We start from the raw sequence: 13,830 nt of genomic DNA on the forward strand, positions 1-13,830 counted from the left end.
CAAACATAAAATGGTATTAATTTAAAAAGTTTAAATCTAAAGGGTAGACTAAAATCACCCCTCTCACATCAAAGCGAAGGGGGTGAAAAATTTATTGCCCGATTTGCAAAATACGATCTGCCCAACCTTGATAAAAACCTGCTTCGTGGGAAACAAGAATCACACTCCCAGAAAAGGCAAAAAGAGCTTGTTGCAACGCTTCTTTCGCTTCTGCATCCAAATGGTTCGTCGGTTCGTCTAAAATAAGAAAATTAGCAGGTGATAAGAGCAATCGACAGATCCTCACTTTCGCTTGTTCTCCACCACTTAAAGAACTTATTGCTTGGGTAACATGCTCATCTTTCACACCGCATTGTGCTAAATGTTTATGAATTTCTTTACGGTTTAACGATGGAAATGCATCGGAAATGATTTGCATTGGTGTCCATTGAGCCTTTCTCCATTTCACATCCTGCTCATAGTATCCGATTTTAACTTGACGTGAAAAATGGAAATCTCCAGATAGTTTTGGAATATTCCCTAACAATGTTTTGAGTAAAGTTGATTTTCCTATCCCATTAAATCCTGTAATGACGACTTTTTCCCCAGCTTGTACTTTGAAATTTATGTTTGACAGGAGTGAATAACGATATCCTACTTCTAAACCATCCACTTCCAGTACGGTGTGCTGCGTTAGCGGCAATGCTTGAAACTCAATTTTCGGCTTTTGAGTAAATACCGGAGCATCCATACGTTCCACTCGTTCTAATTGTTTCCTTCTGCCTTTGGCTATTTTTGAATTTACTCCTGCAATATTTCTTCGAATGTACTCTTCCGTCTTTTCAATACGTCTCTTTTGCGCCTCATACTGCCGAATGTAGTCGTTGCGGAGATGCTCTTTCTGACGAAGGAATTCGGAAAAAGTACCATAATATTTCTTCAACATCCCCATCTCAATATTACAAATACAAGTAGTTATCTTTTCCAGAAAGGAAAAATCGTGAGAAACTACCATATATGCACCAGGGAATGAAATCAAATAGTTGGCAAGCCATTCTACATGCTCTTTATCTAAAAAGTTGGTAGGTTCATCCAACAATAAAACGTTTGGTTTTTCTAATAATAGTTTAGCTAAAATAACTTTTGCCCGCTGGCCGCCGCTTAATTCTTCGATTACTCGCTCCATGCCGATTGCATCGATTCCTAGTCCCGCAGCAACCTTTTGAATTTTGCTGTCGATTTGATAAAATTCATTCGCTTCTAATTGCTCTTGTAACTCAACGGCCTGCATTAATTGATTATTATCTCCAGTTGCAGCACTCTGTTGATATAGCAAATTCATTCTCTCTTCGATTTCTAATAGATCATGGAAAGCTGTCATTAAATAATTATAAATCGTATATTGACCATCAATTTGAGCGTATTGATCGAGGTGCCCGATCTTAATATTTGGCTGCCAGCTGATTTCCCCAGTATCTGCTATGACTTCGCCGGTTAATATTTTAATCAATGTACTTTTCCCAGCTCCATTATGACCTACAACTCCCATATGCTCTCCTTTATAAAGATCGAAAGAAGCATCGCTGTACAGCTTTTTATCTGCAAATGCATGGGATAAATGCTCTACTTTTAATAAACTCATATCTATAACATCCTCTTTTCAAAAAGTAAAAAGCAGAGCGCATGTCAGTGACACAGCCCTCTGCTTTGTAATTACAAAAAACAAAAGGACCTCCAGACAAGCATCGCCTAAGGTCCTTGATCTATCATTATCGGAAGTATACAACACAAATAAGCATAGGGAACTATACTTTTTGAGCGTATTTATCCGATGAAGAAGGGAAACTCAAACTTTCGCCTTCATTAGGCTCCATACAATGCTCACCGTATACATTTGTATGGAGCTAGTTTCCTTGTTAATTTACAAAGCTCAATATAAAGCATTCTTCACACCTCAACCGGATTTTACAATAAGTTTTTATTAGGTGCAAGAGTAGTATTTTCCTCTTCTAAAAATTTAGCTGTTGTTCTTAACTTACCTATCCTAGGAAAAATATATTTACAACTCATCTTATGCTCTTCCTCCGAAGCAGCTCCCATTGCATCTGTAATAAATATTTGGTTATAGCCTAATTGAAATGCCTCTCTTGCTGTCATTTCAACGCCGATATTTGTTGCAATGCCACCTAGAACAATGGTATCGATACCTCTCCTACGCAGCTGCAAATCCAATTCGGTCCCAAAGAAAGCACCCCATTGACGTTTTGTAATAATAAAATCGTGAGCAGAAATATCTAATTCCGCCACTAGTTCAGTCCAATCCGCGGCATAATTTGAGTTTGCATTGGAAGGCAGCTGATCTATTTCCGGCTTCAATATATCATATGTATCGTGAAATGCTACTCGTACAAAAAAGATAGGAGCTTTTTCATCGCGAAAACGATTAATTAATTGTTTGGCATTATCTACAATGATGGAACCATTTGGAGCTAGCGGTACAATACCTTTTTGTAAATCAATTAATACCAAAGCTGACTTCTGATAGTCCATTTCAACCACTCCATTCACTTGGTCAGCGATTTATAATGCTCCATTTTTCGATTTAACTTTGACAAAAGTTGGGCAAATATTTCTTTGTCTCCTTTTGACCAGTCAGACAATAATTGTTCATAAATCGCTTTTCTTTTTATTTTTGTTTTTTCTAAAGCAGTTTTACCTTCATCGGTTAACTTCACTACTTTTATTCTTGCATCAAGCGGATCAATAGAACGAGTTACATACCCTTTGTCCTCTAATGCAAGCACTTGCCTGCTGACAGTAGATAAATCCAATTGAAATAGTTGTGCCAACAAGTTCATCGCCATTGGGCCATCGCTATCTATTCTTTTTAAAATTAAATAGGCAGAACGTTCCAAGCTTCCTTTTCTGCCATCCAATGTTTTTTTAAAATCTGCTCTGCGAAGCAGCATAACAACTTCATGTTCAATTATTTCTAGCGTATCCCATTCCATACACACTAATCCTTCCTAAATACTTGTATTATACAAGTATCCTTGAAACAAAACTGTAGACAAAAAACGTCTACAGTTTCTCTCTTATGATTTACTTTCTAATACAGCGGATGAAAATTCCCCAATTTTAGCGAACTTTTGATAGCGGTCATCAATTAATTGCTCTCCACTCATCGCCAATAAAGGTTCCAAATATTTTACAAGCGTCCGCTTAATGTTGATCGTCTGTTGATGTGGATCTTGATGTGCTCCACCTTTTGGTTCTGAAATAATCTCATCAATGATGCCCAGCTTAAACAAATGATCAGAAGTAATTTTCAGTGCTTCTGATGCTTCTTGCGCTTTCGATGCGTCCCTCCAGAGAATTGTAGCTGCACCTTCTGGAGAAATTACGGAATAATAGGCATGTTCAAGCATCAATAATTTGTTTCCAACACCAATACCAAGTGCTCCGCCACTGCCGCCTTCTCCAGTGACAATACAAATAATCGGAACAGCAAAACCAGCCATTTCTCTCAAATTACGTGCGATCGCTTCACTCTGTCCCCGCTCCTCTGCTTCCATTCCAGGATGAGCACCTTGCGTATCGATAAATGTAATAATTGGTCTGCCAAATTTATTTGCTTGTTCCATCAATCTAAGCGCTTTGCGATATCCTTCCGGATGAGGCAAACCAAAGTTACGGCTTATTTTATCTTTTGTGTCAGTTCCTCTTTCATGACCAATCACGGTAACTGGTAAACCATTTAACTTGGCAATTCCGCCAACAATTGCTGAATCGTCCCCATACAAACGATCTCCATGAAGCTCCATAAAATCAGTAAAAATGGTATGAATATAGTGCAAAGTTGTGGGACGACCCGCATGACGTGCAATCTGAACTTTTTGCCATGTAGTCAAGTTACCATATATTTCCCGTTCCAGCCGTTCCGCTTTTCTTTCTAAAGTCTCTATTTCTTCACTCAAGTCGATTGATTTTTCACTAGTAAAAGCTCTGAGCTCTTCTATTTTATTTCGTAATTCTACAATCGGTTTCTCAAAGGACAGCGGACTATTCAAGTTATCCCCCCCCTAAGCATGAAATGCTAAAATTTTAATCAAAGTATCTCGAAGATCCAATCGAGGCACAACTTGGTCTAATTGCCCTCTTTTTAAAAGAAACTCAGCAGTTTGGAAATCATCCGGTAACTTTTGGCGGACAGTCTGTTCGATAACTCGTCTACCAGCAAAACCAATCAGAGCACCTGGTTCAGCAATATTAATATCTCCTAAAGAAGAAAAACTAGCAGAAACGCCGCCTGTTGTAGGATTTGTTAAAACAGATACAAACAAAACCTTTTCTCGATTCATTTTTTCTAATGCAGCCGTTGTTTTTGCCATCTGCATTAAGGAGAGTGCACCTTCCTGCATACGCGCTCCACCAGAAGCTGAAAAAAGAATAAATGGATATTTCTTTTTTGTAGCCTGTTCCGCTGCTCTTGTTATTTTTTCTCCAACGACAGAACCCATGCTACCCATACGGAACCGTGAGTCCATCACTCCAAGGATTACAGGGAATCCGCCGATAGTACCCTCGCCTGTTACAATAGCTTCGTTCAAATTGGTTTTCTTTATATCTTGCTCAATCTTTTTTACATATCCAGGGAAATCCAACGGATCGACGGAACGAAGTTCTTCATCAAATGGAAAAAAGCGGTCTTCGTCCACTAGCGAGGAGATTCTTTCAGGTGCGCTGAGTGAAAAATGGTAGCCGCAAGACTTACAAACCTTCAAATTTTTCTCCAGCTCTTTTGCAATGCAAATTGTACCGCATTTTGGGCACTTTTCCATCAAGCCTTCAGGAATTTCCTTTTTCGCTTGTTCCGAAGGTATTGTTGCATATTTTCGTTGTTTGCGAAATAAATCCTTTAGCAATAAAACTCACCTCGTTTTCATACTGGAATGTTATGATCCTACTTGATTAACTTTGGATAGCTGCATTTGTAAGTTGTATGGTTCTTTCCAAAATCTCATCAGGGTCCTTTACAAGCAATGCTACTCCTGATTGAATCGCTGCTGCTGCAACATCTCTAGCCACCTGCGGAGCAACTCTAGAATCAAAAGGTGCTGGTATTACATAATCTGGACGCAATTCGTATTCTGGTATCAAATTTGCAATAGCATGAGCTGCTGCCACTTTCATTTCTTCATTGATTTCGGTAGCACGTACATCCAATGCTCCTCGGAAAATACCTGGAAAAGCAAGGACATTATTCACTTGATTTGGAAAATCTGACCGGCCAGTTCCCACTACTTTTGCTCCAGCTGCAATTGCAACATCAGGCATAATTTCAGGAACAGGATTTGCCATCGCAAAAATAATCGGATCACTATTCATTGATTTTACCATATCTGAAGTTACTGCACCTGCAACAGAAACACCTACAAAAACATCAGCGCCAGCAATTGCCGTTTGTAAATCCCCTTGTATGCAGTCATGATTCGTTATTTGTGCAATTTCTTCCTTGATTGGATTCATGCCGTTTTGTCTACCTCTATAAATTGCACCTTTGCTATCACATAAGATGACATCTTTTACACCCATATGAATTAATAATTTCACAATGGAAATCCCAGCTGCACCTGCTCCATTAATAACAACACGAATATCACTCATTTGTTTTTGTACAACTTTCAGCGCATTAATAAGTCCTGCAACTGTTACAATTGCAGTACCATGCTGATCATCGTGAAAAACAGGAATATTTAGTTCTGCTTTCAATCGCTCTTCTATCTCAAAACAAGCTGGAGCAGCAATATCTTCTAAGTTAATTCCGCCAAACGTCGGTTCCAAAATCTTGACCGTCTCTACAATTTTATCTATATCTTTGGTATCAATACAAATGGGAAAAGCATCCACACCGGCAAAAGCCTTAAAAAGAACTGCTTTTCCTTCCATTACAGGCATTGCTGCATGAGGCCCAATATTTCCCAAACCCAAGACAGCAGTCCCGTCTGAGACTACACCTACTAGATTTCCTTTCATGGTATAGTCATATACTTTTTCCTTGTTTTCAAAAATCTCTTTGCAAGGTTCTGCTACACCTGGAGAATAAGCTAAACTTAAATCTTGCGCATTGCGGACAGGGACTTTTGAGATAACTTCTAATTTCCCTTGTTTTTCTTGATGTAATTGAAGTGATTGTTCCCGTAAACTAGTCAACAAATTTTCGCTCCTTTTTCAAAGCGTGGCTTGCTGCTTTAACAGCTTTTGCACGACTTTGTCCACTGAATAGGCAAACTCCGACTCATAATACCAAACATTATAACAAAAGGGAATAAAATAAAATAATGAAGCTTTATTATTCGGATTTATTATTATATAATCCATTTTCTCCGAAAAAAAGAGAGTAGGTTCGTCATCTATTTAAGATGACGAACCACAGGAACTTCCACTACTACATGAACTTCCACTGCTGCATGAACTACTGCTACAAGAATGGCTGTTACAAGAATGACTGCTGCAAGAATGATGGGAATGACTGTGATGCGAACTGCTGCTGCTACAAGAATTATTATTATCACTCGAGCTACTGCTGCAGGACGAATAATCATTACTGAAGCTACTTCCACAAGAGTAATAAATCGATGAATTTCGGCGATTCCTATATCGTTTGTTTCTTTTATTTCCACCCCTGCAAATATTTGCCACACAAATACCTGCTGTCAAGATAAGCATAACTAAAACAAATAAAGATACCACGACACCGACGAACATATTAGGCTCACCAACCCTTCAGAGGGTAATGGGCATACATATACATTCTCATTGTATCATAATATTTACAATAAATAAAAACATCAAAGCCTTGTATTTAAAGCAATTTGACATTGTTTTCTCCAACAATATGAGTAAATTCTTTCACACAAGCATCTGTTGGAAATACACCTAGAGTCTCTGATGGTAACTGTAATACTGACTTTGTCCGTTCATAATACAAAAAAACAGAGAGATTTCCACGGTGATTTTCTAATATATTTTTTATTGTTTTAACGTTTCTCTCATTCTGTTCAGAGATACGAATATACAATTTTTTTGCATTTTTAATTGAATCGAGAAGCGTAACATCTACAGCTATTAATTTACAATTGTCATTGGCAATTTGCACAGTGGCAGTGACTGCAATCCCTTCACCTTCTTTCAATATCATCCTTTTTTCTCTATAGATATCGGGAAAAACAACGAGTTCCATTGTCCCAGTCTGATCTGCCACCTCTACAAATGCCATCGTTTCAGCTTTTTTTGTTTGTATTATTTTCACCTTTGAAATCAACAAAGGCAGCTCCACTTTTGTGCGATTTGCTAAAGAACTAATTTGGTGGATGTTGTACAAAGAAGCCGGATATTCGTCCAATGGATGTCCGGAGACATAGAAACCAATTAACTCTTTCTCCAGTTCCAATTTTTCTAACGGAGTAAACGGAGTTAGGTTTGGGTAAGTAATCTCATAAGGAAATTCCTGAAATAAAGGAAGCTGATCACCATAATCTCGATTTGCTTCTATTGCATCTTCTAATATAGCAAGCTTTTGTTTTCGGTTTCCTGGTAAAGAATCCATCGCCCCTACTTGAATCAAAGACTCAATAACACGACTATTACAATGCCGTAAATTCACTCTTGCACAAAAATCAAATAAATCTTGAAAAGGCCCCTTATCTCTCGCTTGAAGAATAGAACGAATAGCTAAAGTACCTACATTTTTAATAGTCCCTAAACCAAAATATATGCCTTGCTCAGACATGGTGAAACTCTCGTCACTCGTTTGTATATCTGGTGGAAAAACAACTACTCCGGCTTTCCTGATTTCCTCCAAATAATCTACCATTTTTGATTGACTGCCCATTGTAGTAGTTAATAAAGCAGTAAAAAAAGCAACAGGATGATTGGCTTTTAAATATGCTGTTTGATATGCAAGCATCGCATATGCTACCGAATGGCTCCGATTAAATCCATAATTCGCAAACCGCACAATCAAATCGTAAACTTCATCTCCTAATTCAGAAGAATAACCTTGTTTTTCACAACCTTTTACAAATGCTTCGCGTTGTTCTTGCAACAACGCTTTCTTTTTTTTGCTGACTGCTCTACGAAGCAAATCTGCTTCTCCTAAACTAAAACCAGCTAATTTCGCAGCAATTTGCATGATTTGTTCTTGATAAATGATTACACCATATGTCTTTTGCAAAATCTCTGTCAAAATAGGATGAGGCATTTGAATCTGTTCTTCTCCATGTTTTGCACGAATAAATCTCGGAATTTGCTCCATCGGACCTGGTCGGTACAATGCTACTACAGCAATAATATCTTCAAAACAAGATGGCTTTAAGTTTATAAGCACTTTTTTCATCCCAGATGACTCCAACTGAAACACACCGCTTGTCTCTCCTTTAGATAACATCTCATATGTCTTTCGATCTGTCATTTCTGCATCAAATGTAAAAATTTCTCCAGTTTGCGAAGAAATAAATTTTTTTGCTCGTTCAATTACTGTTAAATAACGCAGACCCAATAGATCCATTTTTAATAAACCGATCGATTCTAGTGATTCCATCGGATATTGGGTGATCGGAGCTACACCGCTGCCTTCTTGTAGCGGTACATAATCAGTTAAAGGAGATGGCGCAATAATAATTCCAGCTGCATGAGTAGATGGATGTCTCGGTATTCCTTCTATTTTTGCAACGGTTTGAAATAATTGTTTGACCGTAATATCACTATTTACTTCCGCCTGTAGAGCGGGTTCCTGTTCAAATGCTTTTTTCAATGAAATACCAGGAGTGTTCGGGATGTACTTGGAAAGCTTGTCTACTTGTTGATAAGGAATGCTCATTACCCTTCCCACGTCGCGAACTGCTGCTTTGGGAGCCATGGTGCCGAATGTAATAATCTGTGCGACTCGATCATGACCAAATCGATTTCTAGCATACTCAATCACTTCGTCACGTCGCTCATAATCAAAATCAATATCAATATCCGGCATATTGATTCTCTCTGGATTAAGAAACCGTTCAAACAACAATTCATAGTGAATCGGATCAACTTGCGTAATACCTAATAAATAAGCAACTAGGCTACCAGCTGCAGAGCCACGTCCTGGTCCAACTGCGATACCTTGTTTCCAAGCAAATCGAATGAGATCCCAGATAATCAAAAAATAATCACTAAAGCCCATCTGCTCAATAATTTTCAACTCATAATCCATTCGATCTGTAACCGTCCGGCTTATTTGTTCAAATCGCTTGGCTAATCCTTTCTGGCATAACGCTCTTAAATATTCCGAAGATGTAGTATGCTCCTGCAAAGGATATGCTGGCAGCAATAGTTGACCTAACGGCAGTTCAACTTCACATCGATCAGCGATTTTCCCTGTATTTACAATTGCTTCTGGTATATCTTGAAAAAGTGAAACCATTTCTTCTGGTGATTTTAAATAGACTTGATCGGTTTGAAAGCGAAATCGGCCTTCATCAGCAAGTTTACTGCCAGTACCAATACATAAGAGACAATCATGCATATGAGTATCGGATGAATTTGTATAATGGACATCATTGGTAGCTATCAGTTGCAAATCATATTCCTTTGCCCATTCCATCAAAACACGATTGACTTTATGCTGTTCCCATAACTGGTGATCTTGTAGTTCTAACAAAAAATTACTTTTTCCAAATATAGCAATATATTCATGTAGAAGTTGTTTCGCATAAGGAATTTCTCCTTGTAGAATAGCAGCAGGAATCTCACCAGCTAAACAAGAACTTGTAGCTATCAATCCGGTAGAATACTCGCGCAGCAGCTGTTTATCAATCCGCGGCCGATAATGGTGCCCCCGTAACTGTGATTCTGTCACCAATTTCATTAAATTGCGATAACCTTCATTTGTTTCTGCTAATAGCAAAAGATGGTTATTTTTCATTTCTTTTCTATTTGGCCGGTCTTGATAATGTCCTGAAGTGATATACATTTCACAACCAATGATCGGTTTTATCCCATATTTTTTACAAATTTGATAAAATGGAACCACTCCGTACATCGCCCCGTGATCGGTAATAGCTAAACTTTGCATTCCCAATTTTTTTGCCCTCAAAATCAATTCCTCTATTCGAGAGGCTCCATCTAGCAGACTATATTCTGTATGTACGTGTAAATGAACAAATGAATGATTATTCATCATGCTAATTCCTCCTTCCCTTATGGATGAATTGTGAATAAAATGGTTAAATTTTAAAAGAAGTCGAGTTTTCCAGTCTGGAATCTATTTCATAAAACTGTCATTTCGGGTATGATAATAGTATATAAATTTTTGGAAAAGGGGGAACCAAATATGATTATTAGTCGTAAGGCGCTTGCGAGGGAAAAGTTGGAAAAGCTTAAAAATGGTTACTCTGTCTACACAGAGACAGATGAAGTAGCCAGTTATATCGAAAAAGAACTTGCCAACTTAGGGAAGAAAGTGCACATCGATCGTACGCCAATTGGGTGTTGGTTTATCCCCGAAGAGCGCCTAGAAGATACAAAATAATTGGTGAAGAAAAACAGCGCCCCATTTCCTGTGATAATGGCGGCGTTTCTTCACGCCTTTTAATAGGGGGAGAATATGGAAACTTTCACCTTAATGTTGATAGTAATCATGGCTTTATCTTTTTGCAGTACAATCTATTTTAGCATTATTCGCAGAAAAAAGGGAGCAAATGCTCTGCTCTCCAGAAGTTATATGAACTTGAGTATGGGAATCTTGTTTGTCGCTCTTTCTATTCACTTATTCACCTTTACATTACCCATCATCGGCAAAATTCTCTCAAGTATCATTTTGCTCATCGGTATTATTAATCTGTACTACGCTTTTAAAATAAGGCGTTTTGCAAAAGAGCAACTACAACATCAGACCACAAAATAAATGAATAAAAGAGAGGTTGGAGATTCCATACCTCTCTTTATTCTAATACGTTTGTCGTATTCCTTTTTGTTTCTTCTTATGTTGTAACCAACCCTGTCTCCATCTGTACTCTTTTTGTCTTTGTAACTTTGCTCCTGCGAGTTTCCAAGCATTCCAGTTAGCAACAACAAATAACACTGTAAATAAAACCCATAAACTAGAGAAAAGGACTTGCAATTCAGTTTCCCAATCCAATCTCGGTATCGCAAATACAATTAACCCCATGCCGCTTATTATTTTTAATAAGGTAAAAGTCTGCATATTTACCACCTCTTTTTACTGTATGAAAGAAGGGTAAAAATAGACATGCCTTAGGAGTCGATCGATTCCCCTGGTTCCAAAACTACGCCAGATAAACCTTTGTATCGTAAGTTTGTAACAAACTTCGATCCATCCTGCTCAATTAATGGAAAAGTATTGTAATGGATTGGTACTACTTGTTTTGCGTCAATCCATTCAGCAGCTATGACCGCATCGTCAGGCCCCATGGTAAAGTAATCTCCGATAGGAAGAAACGCGAGATCAATGTCATTTTGCATACCAATTAATTTCATATCAGAGAATAAAGAGGTATCCCCCGCATGGTAAATCGTTTTTCCTTCGATCATCAATAAAATACCAACAGGATTGCCTAAATAAATGATCTCCTTCTTTTCTTCATCCACCAATCCGCTGCTGTGGTGAGCAAGCGTAAATTTGACACGTCCAAAAGGAAATGTAAAGCTGCCGCCAATATTCATACCATGCGTCTCCACACCTTGCCAAGACAGCCACGCTGCTAGTTCTACTGGTGCGATCACCTGTGCATTGTTTTGTTTGGCAATGGAAACGGTATCACCCAAATGATCACCATGTCCATGTGTGAGTAAAATATAATCTGCTTTTACTTGATCTGCCGTAATATCCGCTTTCGGATTGCCCGTCAAGAACGGATCGACGATTAAATTGTATTCATCAGTATGTATTTCAATACAAGATTGTCCATGAAATATGATTTTCATATGTAATTCCTCCTAATAAAAAAAAGACCACTTCTTTCTAGTTGTCTCAAAGATGCAGTCATATTTCTATCCTATTAAATGGATTCGGCTGGGTCAAGGTATCGCTACCTTTTCCCAGCCGATGGTGATGCTACGAAACGAGAAGAGTTCGAAGATAACCCCTCATTTTGTCTCGTATCACCGGGCAATCCAGATCAGCGAGCTTAAAATCCACCCACTCGATCTGCTTATTGAGCAGCAGGATGAGTATTTCATCGCGAATATCACTCTGCTTCTCATCGAGTTGAATCCGTGCAAACCAACGGGCGATTTCCAGCGTTTCACTGTCGATCATCTGGATGAATTCAGGAGTCTTGTTCAGGAGGCGACGGATGCGGACTTCCATCTTCTCACTAGTGCGATGACCAGGGAGCTCCCGAGCTTCAAACCACGCTCGGTTAGGCTGACCGCTCAGGACAGAAGAGATGATCTCGTTGCAACGTCGAGTATTCTCCTCATACCGAAACAGCCTGAGTGCCCAAATCGCAAACCGAATCGCTTCATCCCGATACGTGAGCTGACCGGCTATCGGCGTGTAGGAAGAATAGTTGTTCATCGTGCCTCCATTGCACTTGCTAAAAAAGTCTTATCCTGCCTATTGGGACAGCATAGGATAATAACACGAACGCTCCTTCACGTTCTAACTTAACTAGGGCAAGCATACCACAATCATTACAAACATTCGAGCATAATCCTTTATTTTTAAAATTTACCATATTAATTTAATGAGATTAAATAATTTTCTTCATAAACATTGGAAGGACTACTCAGTAGCAGCTCCTCCTTTTTTTCAGCTCCGTTCCCTTTCTTCGCGATCTCGATCAAGCGCTTGGACAGCAGTGTTCATCTGTTCTGCTCGCTCTTCATCTCCATCGAGATCTGCATCTGCTTCTAATAATCGCAGCCATTCGCGTATGGGATCCTTTTTTGGTTTATTCGTCATGTCTGCTCCTTGAGCTGAAAAACGATGAGACATTTATTATTCTACATTATTTTTCTTCTTCTATCGTTTCAAATGGACAGGACCGAAATTTCCAAAGGAAAAATTCGGTCCTACCCTCAATCATCTCTAAGGCTAAAGGTAAGCAATCACCTCAGAAATCCCAGCAATCTTCTTTGCATTCGGCAGCGATTTGAGCTGTTCTCTCGCAACTCGAGGCTGGTTATTCTCCAGACTCTTGATCGCATCACCGATGACAGACTTCTGAACGACATGAAGCCGTCCCAAACTATCACGAATCTCTTTCAGCTTATTGATCGCTTCGTCATGAGTAGAAATGGTTGAGGGCATATGTTCCTCCAGATTTTCGAAGGGATGGACGATCCATCTATATCTATTATAAAGGAAAATAAAAAGATAAGTTTTCTTTTTTTGAGTGATTACATGACTTGACCGTGTATCCAGCAAACCAGATACACGGTCAAGATCCTCACACTGTAAAATTATTACTGCTTATCGAGCCAAGCAAGAACCTCCTGGACGCCCTGGTTGCTCTTGTGACCCTGAAGGGCATCCTTCGCCTTAGACCACTGGCCAGCGTTGATCCACTTCTGGGCATTCTTCAGCTGTGTCGTATACGCACCAGCAGTAACAGCCTGGATACCGCGCAGGAAACGCGAGGTCTTTTCCTTCGGCTTGTTATTCACAAGCCTCTTTGAGCGAATCTCGTTCTGAACCTCACGCCTGCTCGCATTAGCCTCCTCACGGGCTTCCTTGCTGGCTCCTGCGATCAGCTCGTCCAGCTTCTTGAGGGCCTGACTCTTGTTATTCACAGCCATGAGAATCTCCATACTCGAAAAGAATAGGATTTCTATTCCTCATTATTA

At 39.1% G+C, this 13,830-nt stretch carries 16 protein-coding genes; 2 read left to right on the forward strand and 14 right to left on the reverse strand.

Annotated features, from left to right (window positions below; translation table 11 throughout):
* Positions 1 to 91: 91 nt before the first annotated feature.
* From AC5WOC_RS15910 to AC5WOC_RS15945, 8 genes are all read right to left on the reverse strand, one after another.
* Complete coding sequence (locus tag AC5WOC_RS15910) at positions 92 to 1,621, reverse strand: ABC-F family ATP-binding cassette domain-containing protein (protein WP_496056399.1); 1,530 nt, start codon at positions 1,619 to 1,621, stop codon at positions 92 to 94.
* A 323-nt stretch (positions 1,622 to 1,944) separates the two neighbouring features.
* Entirely contained in the window at positions 1,945 to 2,529 is a 585-nt protein-coding gene (locus AC5WOC_RS15915; protein WP_496056400.1) for an isochorismatase family protein, read from the reverse strand.
* A 14-nt stretch (positions 2,530 to 2,543) separates the two neighbouring features.
* Positions 2,544 to 2,990 carry a MarR family winged helix-turn-helix transcriptional regulator gene (locus tag AC5WOC_RS15920; protein ID WP_496056401.1) on the reverse strand — a complete coding sequence of 149 codons (447 nt, stop codon included), beginning with the start codon at positions 2,988 to 2,990 and terminating at the stop codon, positions 2,544 to 2,546.
* A gap of 84 nt (positions 2,991 to 3,074) precedes the next feature.
* Positions 3,075 to 4,049 carry an acetyl-CoA carboxylase carboxyltransferase subunit alpha gene (locus tag AC5WOC_RS15925; protein ID WP_496056402.1) on the reverse strand — a complete coding sequence of 325 codons (975 nt, stop codon included), beginning with the start codon at positions 4,047 to 4,049 and terminating at the stop codon, positions 3,075 to 3,077.
* A 12-nt stretch (positions 4,050 to 4,061) separates the two neighbouring features.
* Entirely contained in the window at positions 4,062 to 4,904 is an 843-nt protein-coding gene (accD, locus tag AC5WOC_RS15930; protein ID WP_496056403.1) for an acetyl-CoA carboxylase, carboxyltransferase subunit beta, read from the reverse strand.
* A 46-nt stretch (positions 4,905 to 4,950) separates the two neighbouring features.
* Positions 4,951 to 6,192, reverse strand: a complete 1,242-nt coding sequence (gene ystJ / locus AC5WOC_RS15935) for an NADP-dependent malic enzyme (protein WP_496056404.1) — start codon at positions 6,190 to 6,192, stop codon at positions 4,951 to 4,953.
* Positions 6,193 to 6,392: 200 nt separating this feature from the next.
* Positions 6,393 to 6,683, reverse strand: coding sequence for a hypothetical protein (locus tag AC5WOC_RS15940; RefSeq protein ID WP_496056405.1), 291 nt, complete (start codon positions 6,681 to 6,683; stop codon positions 6,393 to 6,395).
* A 161-nt stretch (positions 6,684 to 6,844) separates the two neighbouring features.
* Positions 6,845 to 10,201 carry a DNA polymerase III subunit alpha gene (locus tag AC5WOC_RS15945; RefSeq protein WP_496056406.1) on the reverse strand — a complete coding sequence of 1,119 codons (3,357 nt, stop codon included), beginning with the start codon at positions 10,199 to 10,201 and terminating at the stop codon, positions 6,845 to 6,847.
* A gap of 150 nt (positions 10,202 to 10,351) precedes the next feature.
* Between AC5WOC_RS15945 and AC5WOC_RS15950 the strand changes: the two genes are divergently transcribed.
* Both AC5WOC_RS15950 and AC5WOC_RS15955 read left to right on the forward strand, forming a co-directional pair.
* The gene (locus tag AC5WOC_RS15950) at positions 10,352 to 10,549 is read left to right on the forward strand and encodes a YtzJ family protein (RefSeq protein WP_496056407.1); all 198 of its coding nucleotides are present in this window, start codon (positions 10,352 to 10,354) and stop codon (positions 10,547 to 10,549) included.
* A 75-nt stretch (positions 10,550 to 10,624) separates the two neighbouring features.
* Positions 10,625 to 10,924 (forward strand): YtpI family protein, encoded by a 300-nt coding sequence (locus AC5WOC_RS15955; protein ID WP_496056408.1) that lies wholly within the window; start codon positions 10,625 to 10,627, stop codon positions 10,922 to 10,924.
* 42 nt (positions 10,925 to 10,966) lie between these two features.
* Here the strand turns inward: AC5WOC_RS15955 and AC5WOC_RS15960 are convergent, their stop codons facing one another.
* The 6 genes from AC5WOC_RS15960 to AC5WOC_RS15985 form a co-directional block, all read right to left on the reverse strand.
* On the reverse strand, positions 10,967 to 11,224 hold the full coding sequence (locus AC5WOC_RS15960) for a hypothetical protein (protein ID WP_496056409.1): 258 nt from the start codon (positions 11,222 to 11,224) through the stop codon (positions 10,967 to 10,969).
* A 50-nt stretch (positions 11,225 to 11,274) separates the two neighbouring features.
* Positions 11,275 to 11,964 (reverse strand): metal-dependent hydrolase, encoded by a 690-nt coding sequence (locus AC5WOC_RS15965; RefSeq protein ID WP_496056410.1) that lies wholly within the window; start codon positions 11,962 to 11,964, stop codon positions 11,275 to 11,277.
* Positions 11,965 to 12,094: 130 nt separating this feature from the next.
* Positions 12,095 to 12,559 carry a hypothetical protein gene (locus AC5WOC_RS15970; protein WP_496056411.1) on the reverse strand — a complete coding sequence of 155 codons (465 nt, stop codon included), beginning with the start codon at positions 12,557 to 12,559 and terminating at the stop codon, positions 12,095 to 12,097.
* A 234-nt stretch (positions 12,560 to 12,793) separates the two neighbouring features.
* Positions 12,794 to 12,946, reverse strand: coding sequence for a hypothetical protein (locus AC5WOC_RS15975; protein WP_496056412.1), 153 nt, complete (start codon positions 12,944 to 12,946; stop codon positions 12,794 to 12,796).
* Between the two features lie 132 nt (positions 12,947 to 13,078).
* The gene (locus AC5WOC_RS15980; RefSeq protein ID WP_496056413.1) at positions 13,079 to 13,294 is read right to left on the reverse strand and encodes a hypothetical protein; all 216 of its coding nucleotides are present in this window, start codon (positions 13,292 to 13,294) and stop codon (positions 13,079 to 13,081) included.
* 155 nt (positions 13,295 to 13,449) lie between these two features.
* Positions 13,450 to 13,782 (reverse strand): hypothetical protein, encoded by a 333-nt coding sequence (locus tag AC5WOC_RS15985; RefSeq protein ID WP_496056414.1) that lies wholly within the window; start codon positions 13,780 to 13,782, stop codon positions 13,450 to 13,452.
* Between the last annotated feature and the right edge of the window lie 48 nt (positions 13,783 to 13,830).

The sequence above is a fragment of the Shimazuella sp. NTD247 genome (assembly GCF_059510415.1).

Coding starts and splice junctions, on each gene's coding strand:
- AC5WOC_RS15945 (WP_496056406.1), bottom strand. CDS start 10,201: ATGATGAATAATCATTCATTTGTTCATTTACACGTACATACAGAATAT.
- AC5WOC_RS15965 (WP_496056410.1), bottom strand. CDS start 11,964: ATGAAAATCATATTTCATGGACAATCTTGTATTGAAATACATACTGAT.
- AC5WOC_RS15955 (WP_496056408.1), top strand. CDS start 10,625: ATGGAAACTTTCACCTTAATGTTGATAGTAATCATGGCTTTATCTTTT.
- AC5WOC_RS15970 (WP_496056411.1), bottom strand. CDS start 12,559: ATGAACAACTATTCTTCCTACACGCCGATAGCCGGTCAGCTCACGTAT.
- AC5WOC_RS15985 (WP_496056414.1), bottom strand. CDS start 13,782: ATGGCTGTGAATAACAAGAGTCAGGCCCTCAAGAAGCTGGACGAGCTG.
- AC5WOC_RS15960 (WP_496056409.1), bottom strand. CDS start 11,224: ATGCAGACTTTTACCTTATTAAAAATAATAAGCGGCATGGGGTTAATT.
- AC5WOC_RS15915 (WP_496056400.1), bottom strand. CDS start 2,529: ATGGACTATCAGAAGTCAGCTTTGGTATTAATTGATTTACAAAAAGGT.
- AC5WOC_RS15950 (WP_496056407.1), top strand. CDS start 10,352: ATGATTATTAGTCGTAAGGCGCTTGCGAGGGAAAAGTTGGAAAAGCTT.
- AC5WOC_RS15975 (WP_496056412.1), bottom strand. CDS start 12,946: ATGACGAATAAACCAAAAAAGGATCCCATACGCGAATGGCTGCGATTA.
- AC5WOC_RS15920 (WP_496056401.1), bottom strand. CDS start 2,990: ATGGAATGGGATACGCTAGAAATAATTGAACATGAAGTTGTTATGCTG.
- AC5WOC_RS15980 (WP_496056413.1), bottom strand. CDS start 13,294: ATGCCCTCAACCATTTCTACTCATGACGAAGCGATCAATAAGCTGAAA.
- AC5WOC_RS15910 (WP_496056399.1), bottom strand. CDS start 1,621: ATGAGTTTATTAAAAGTAGAGCATTTATCCCATGCATTTGCAGATAAA.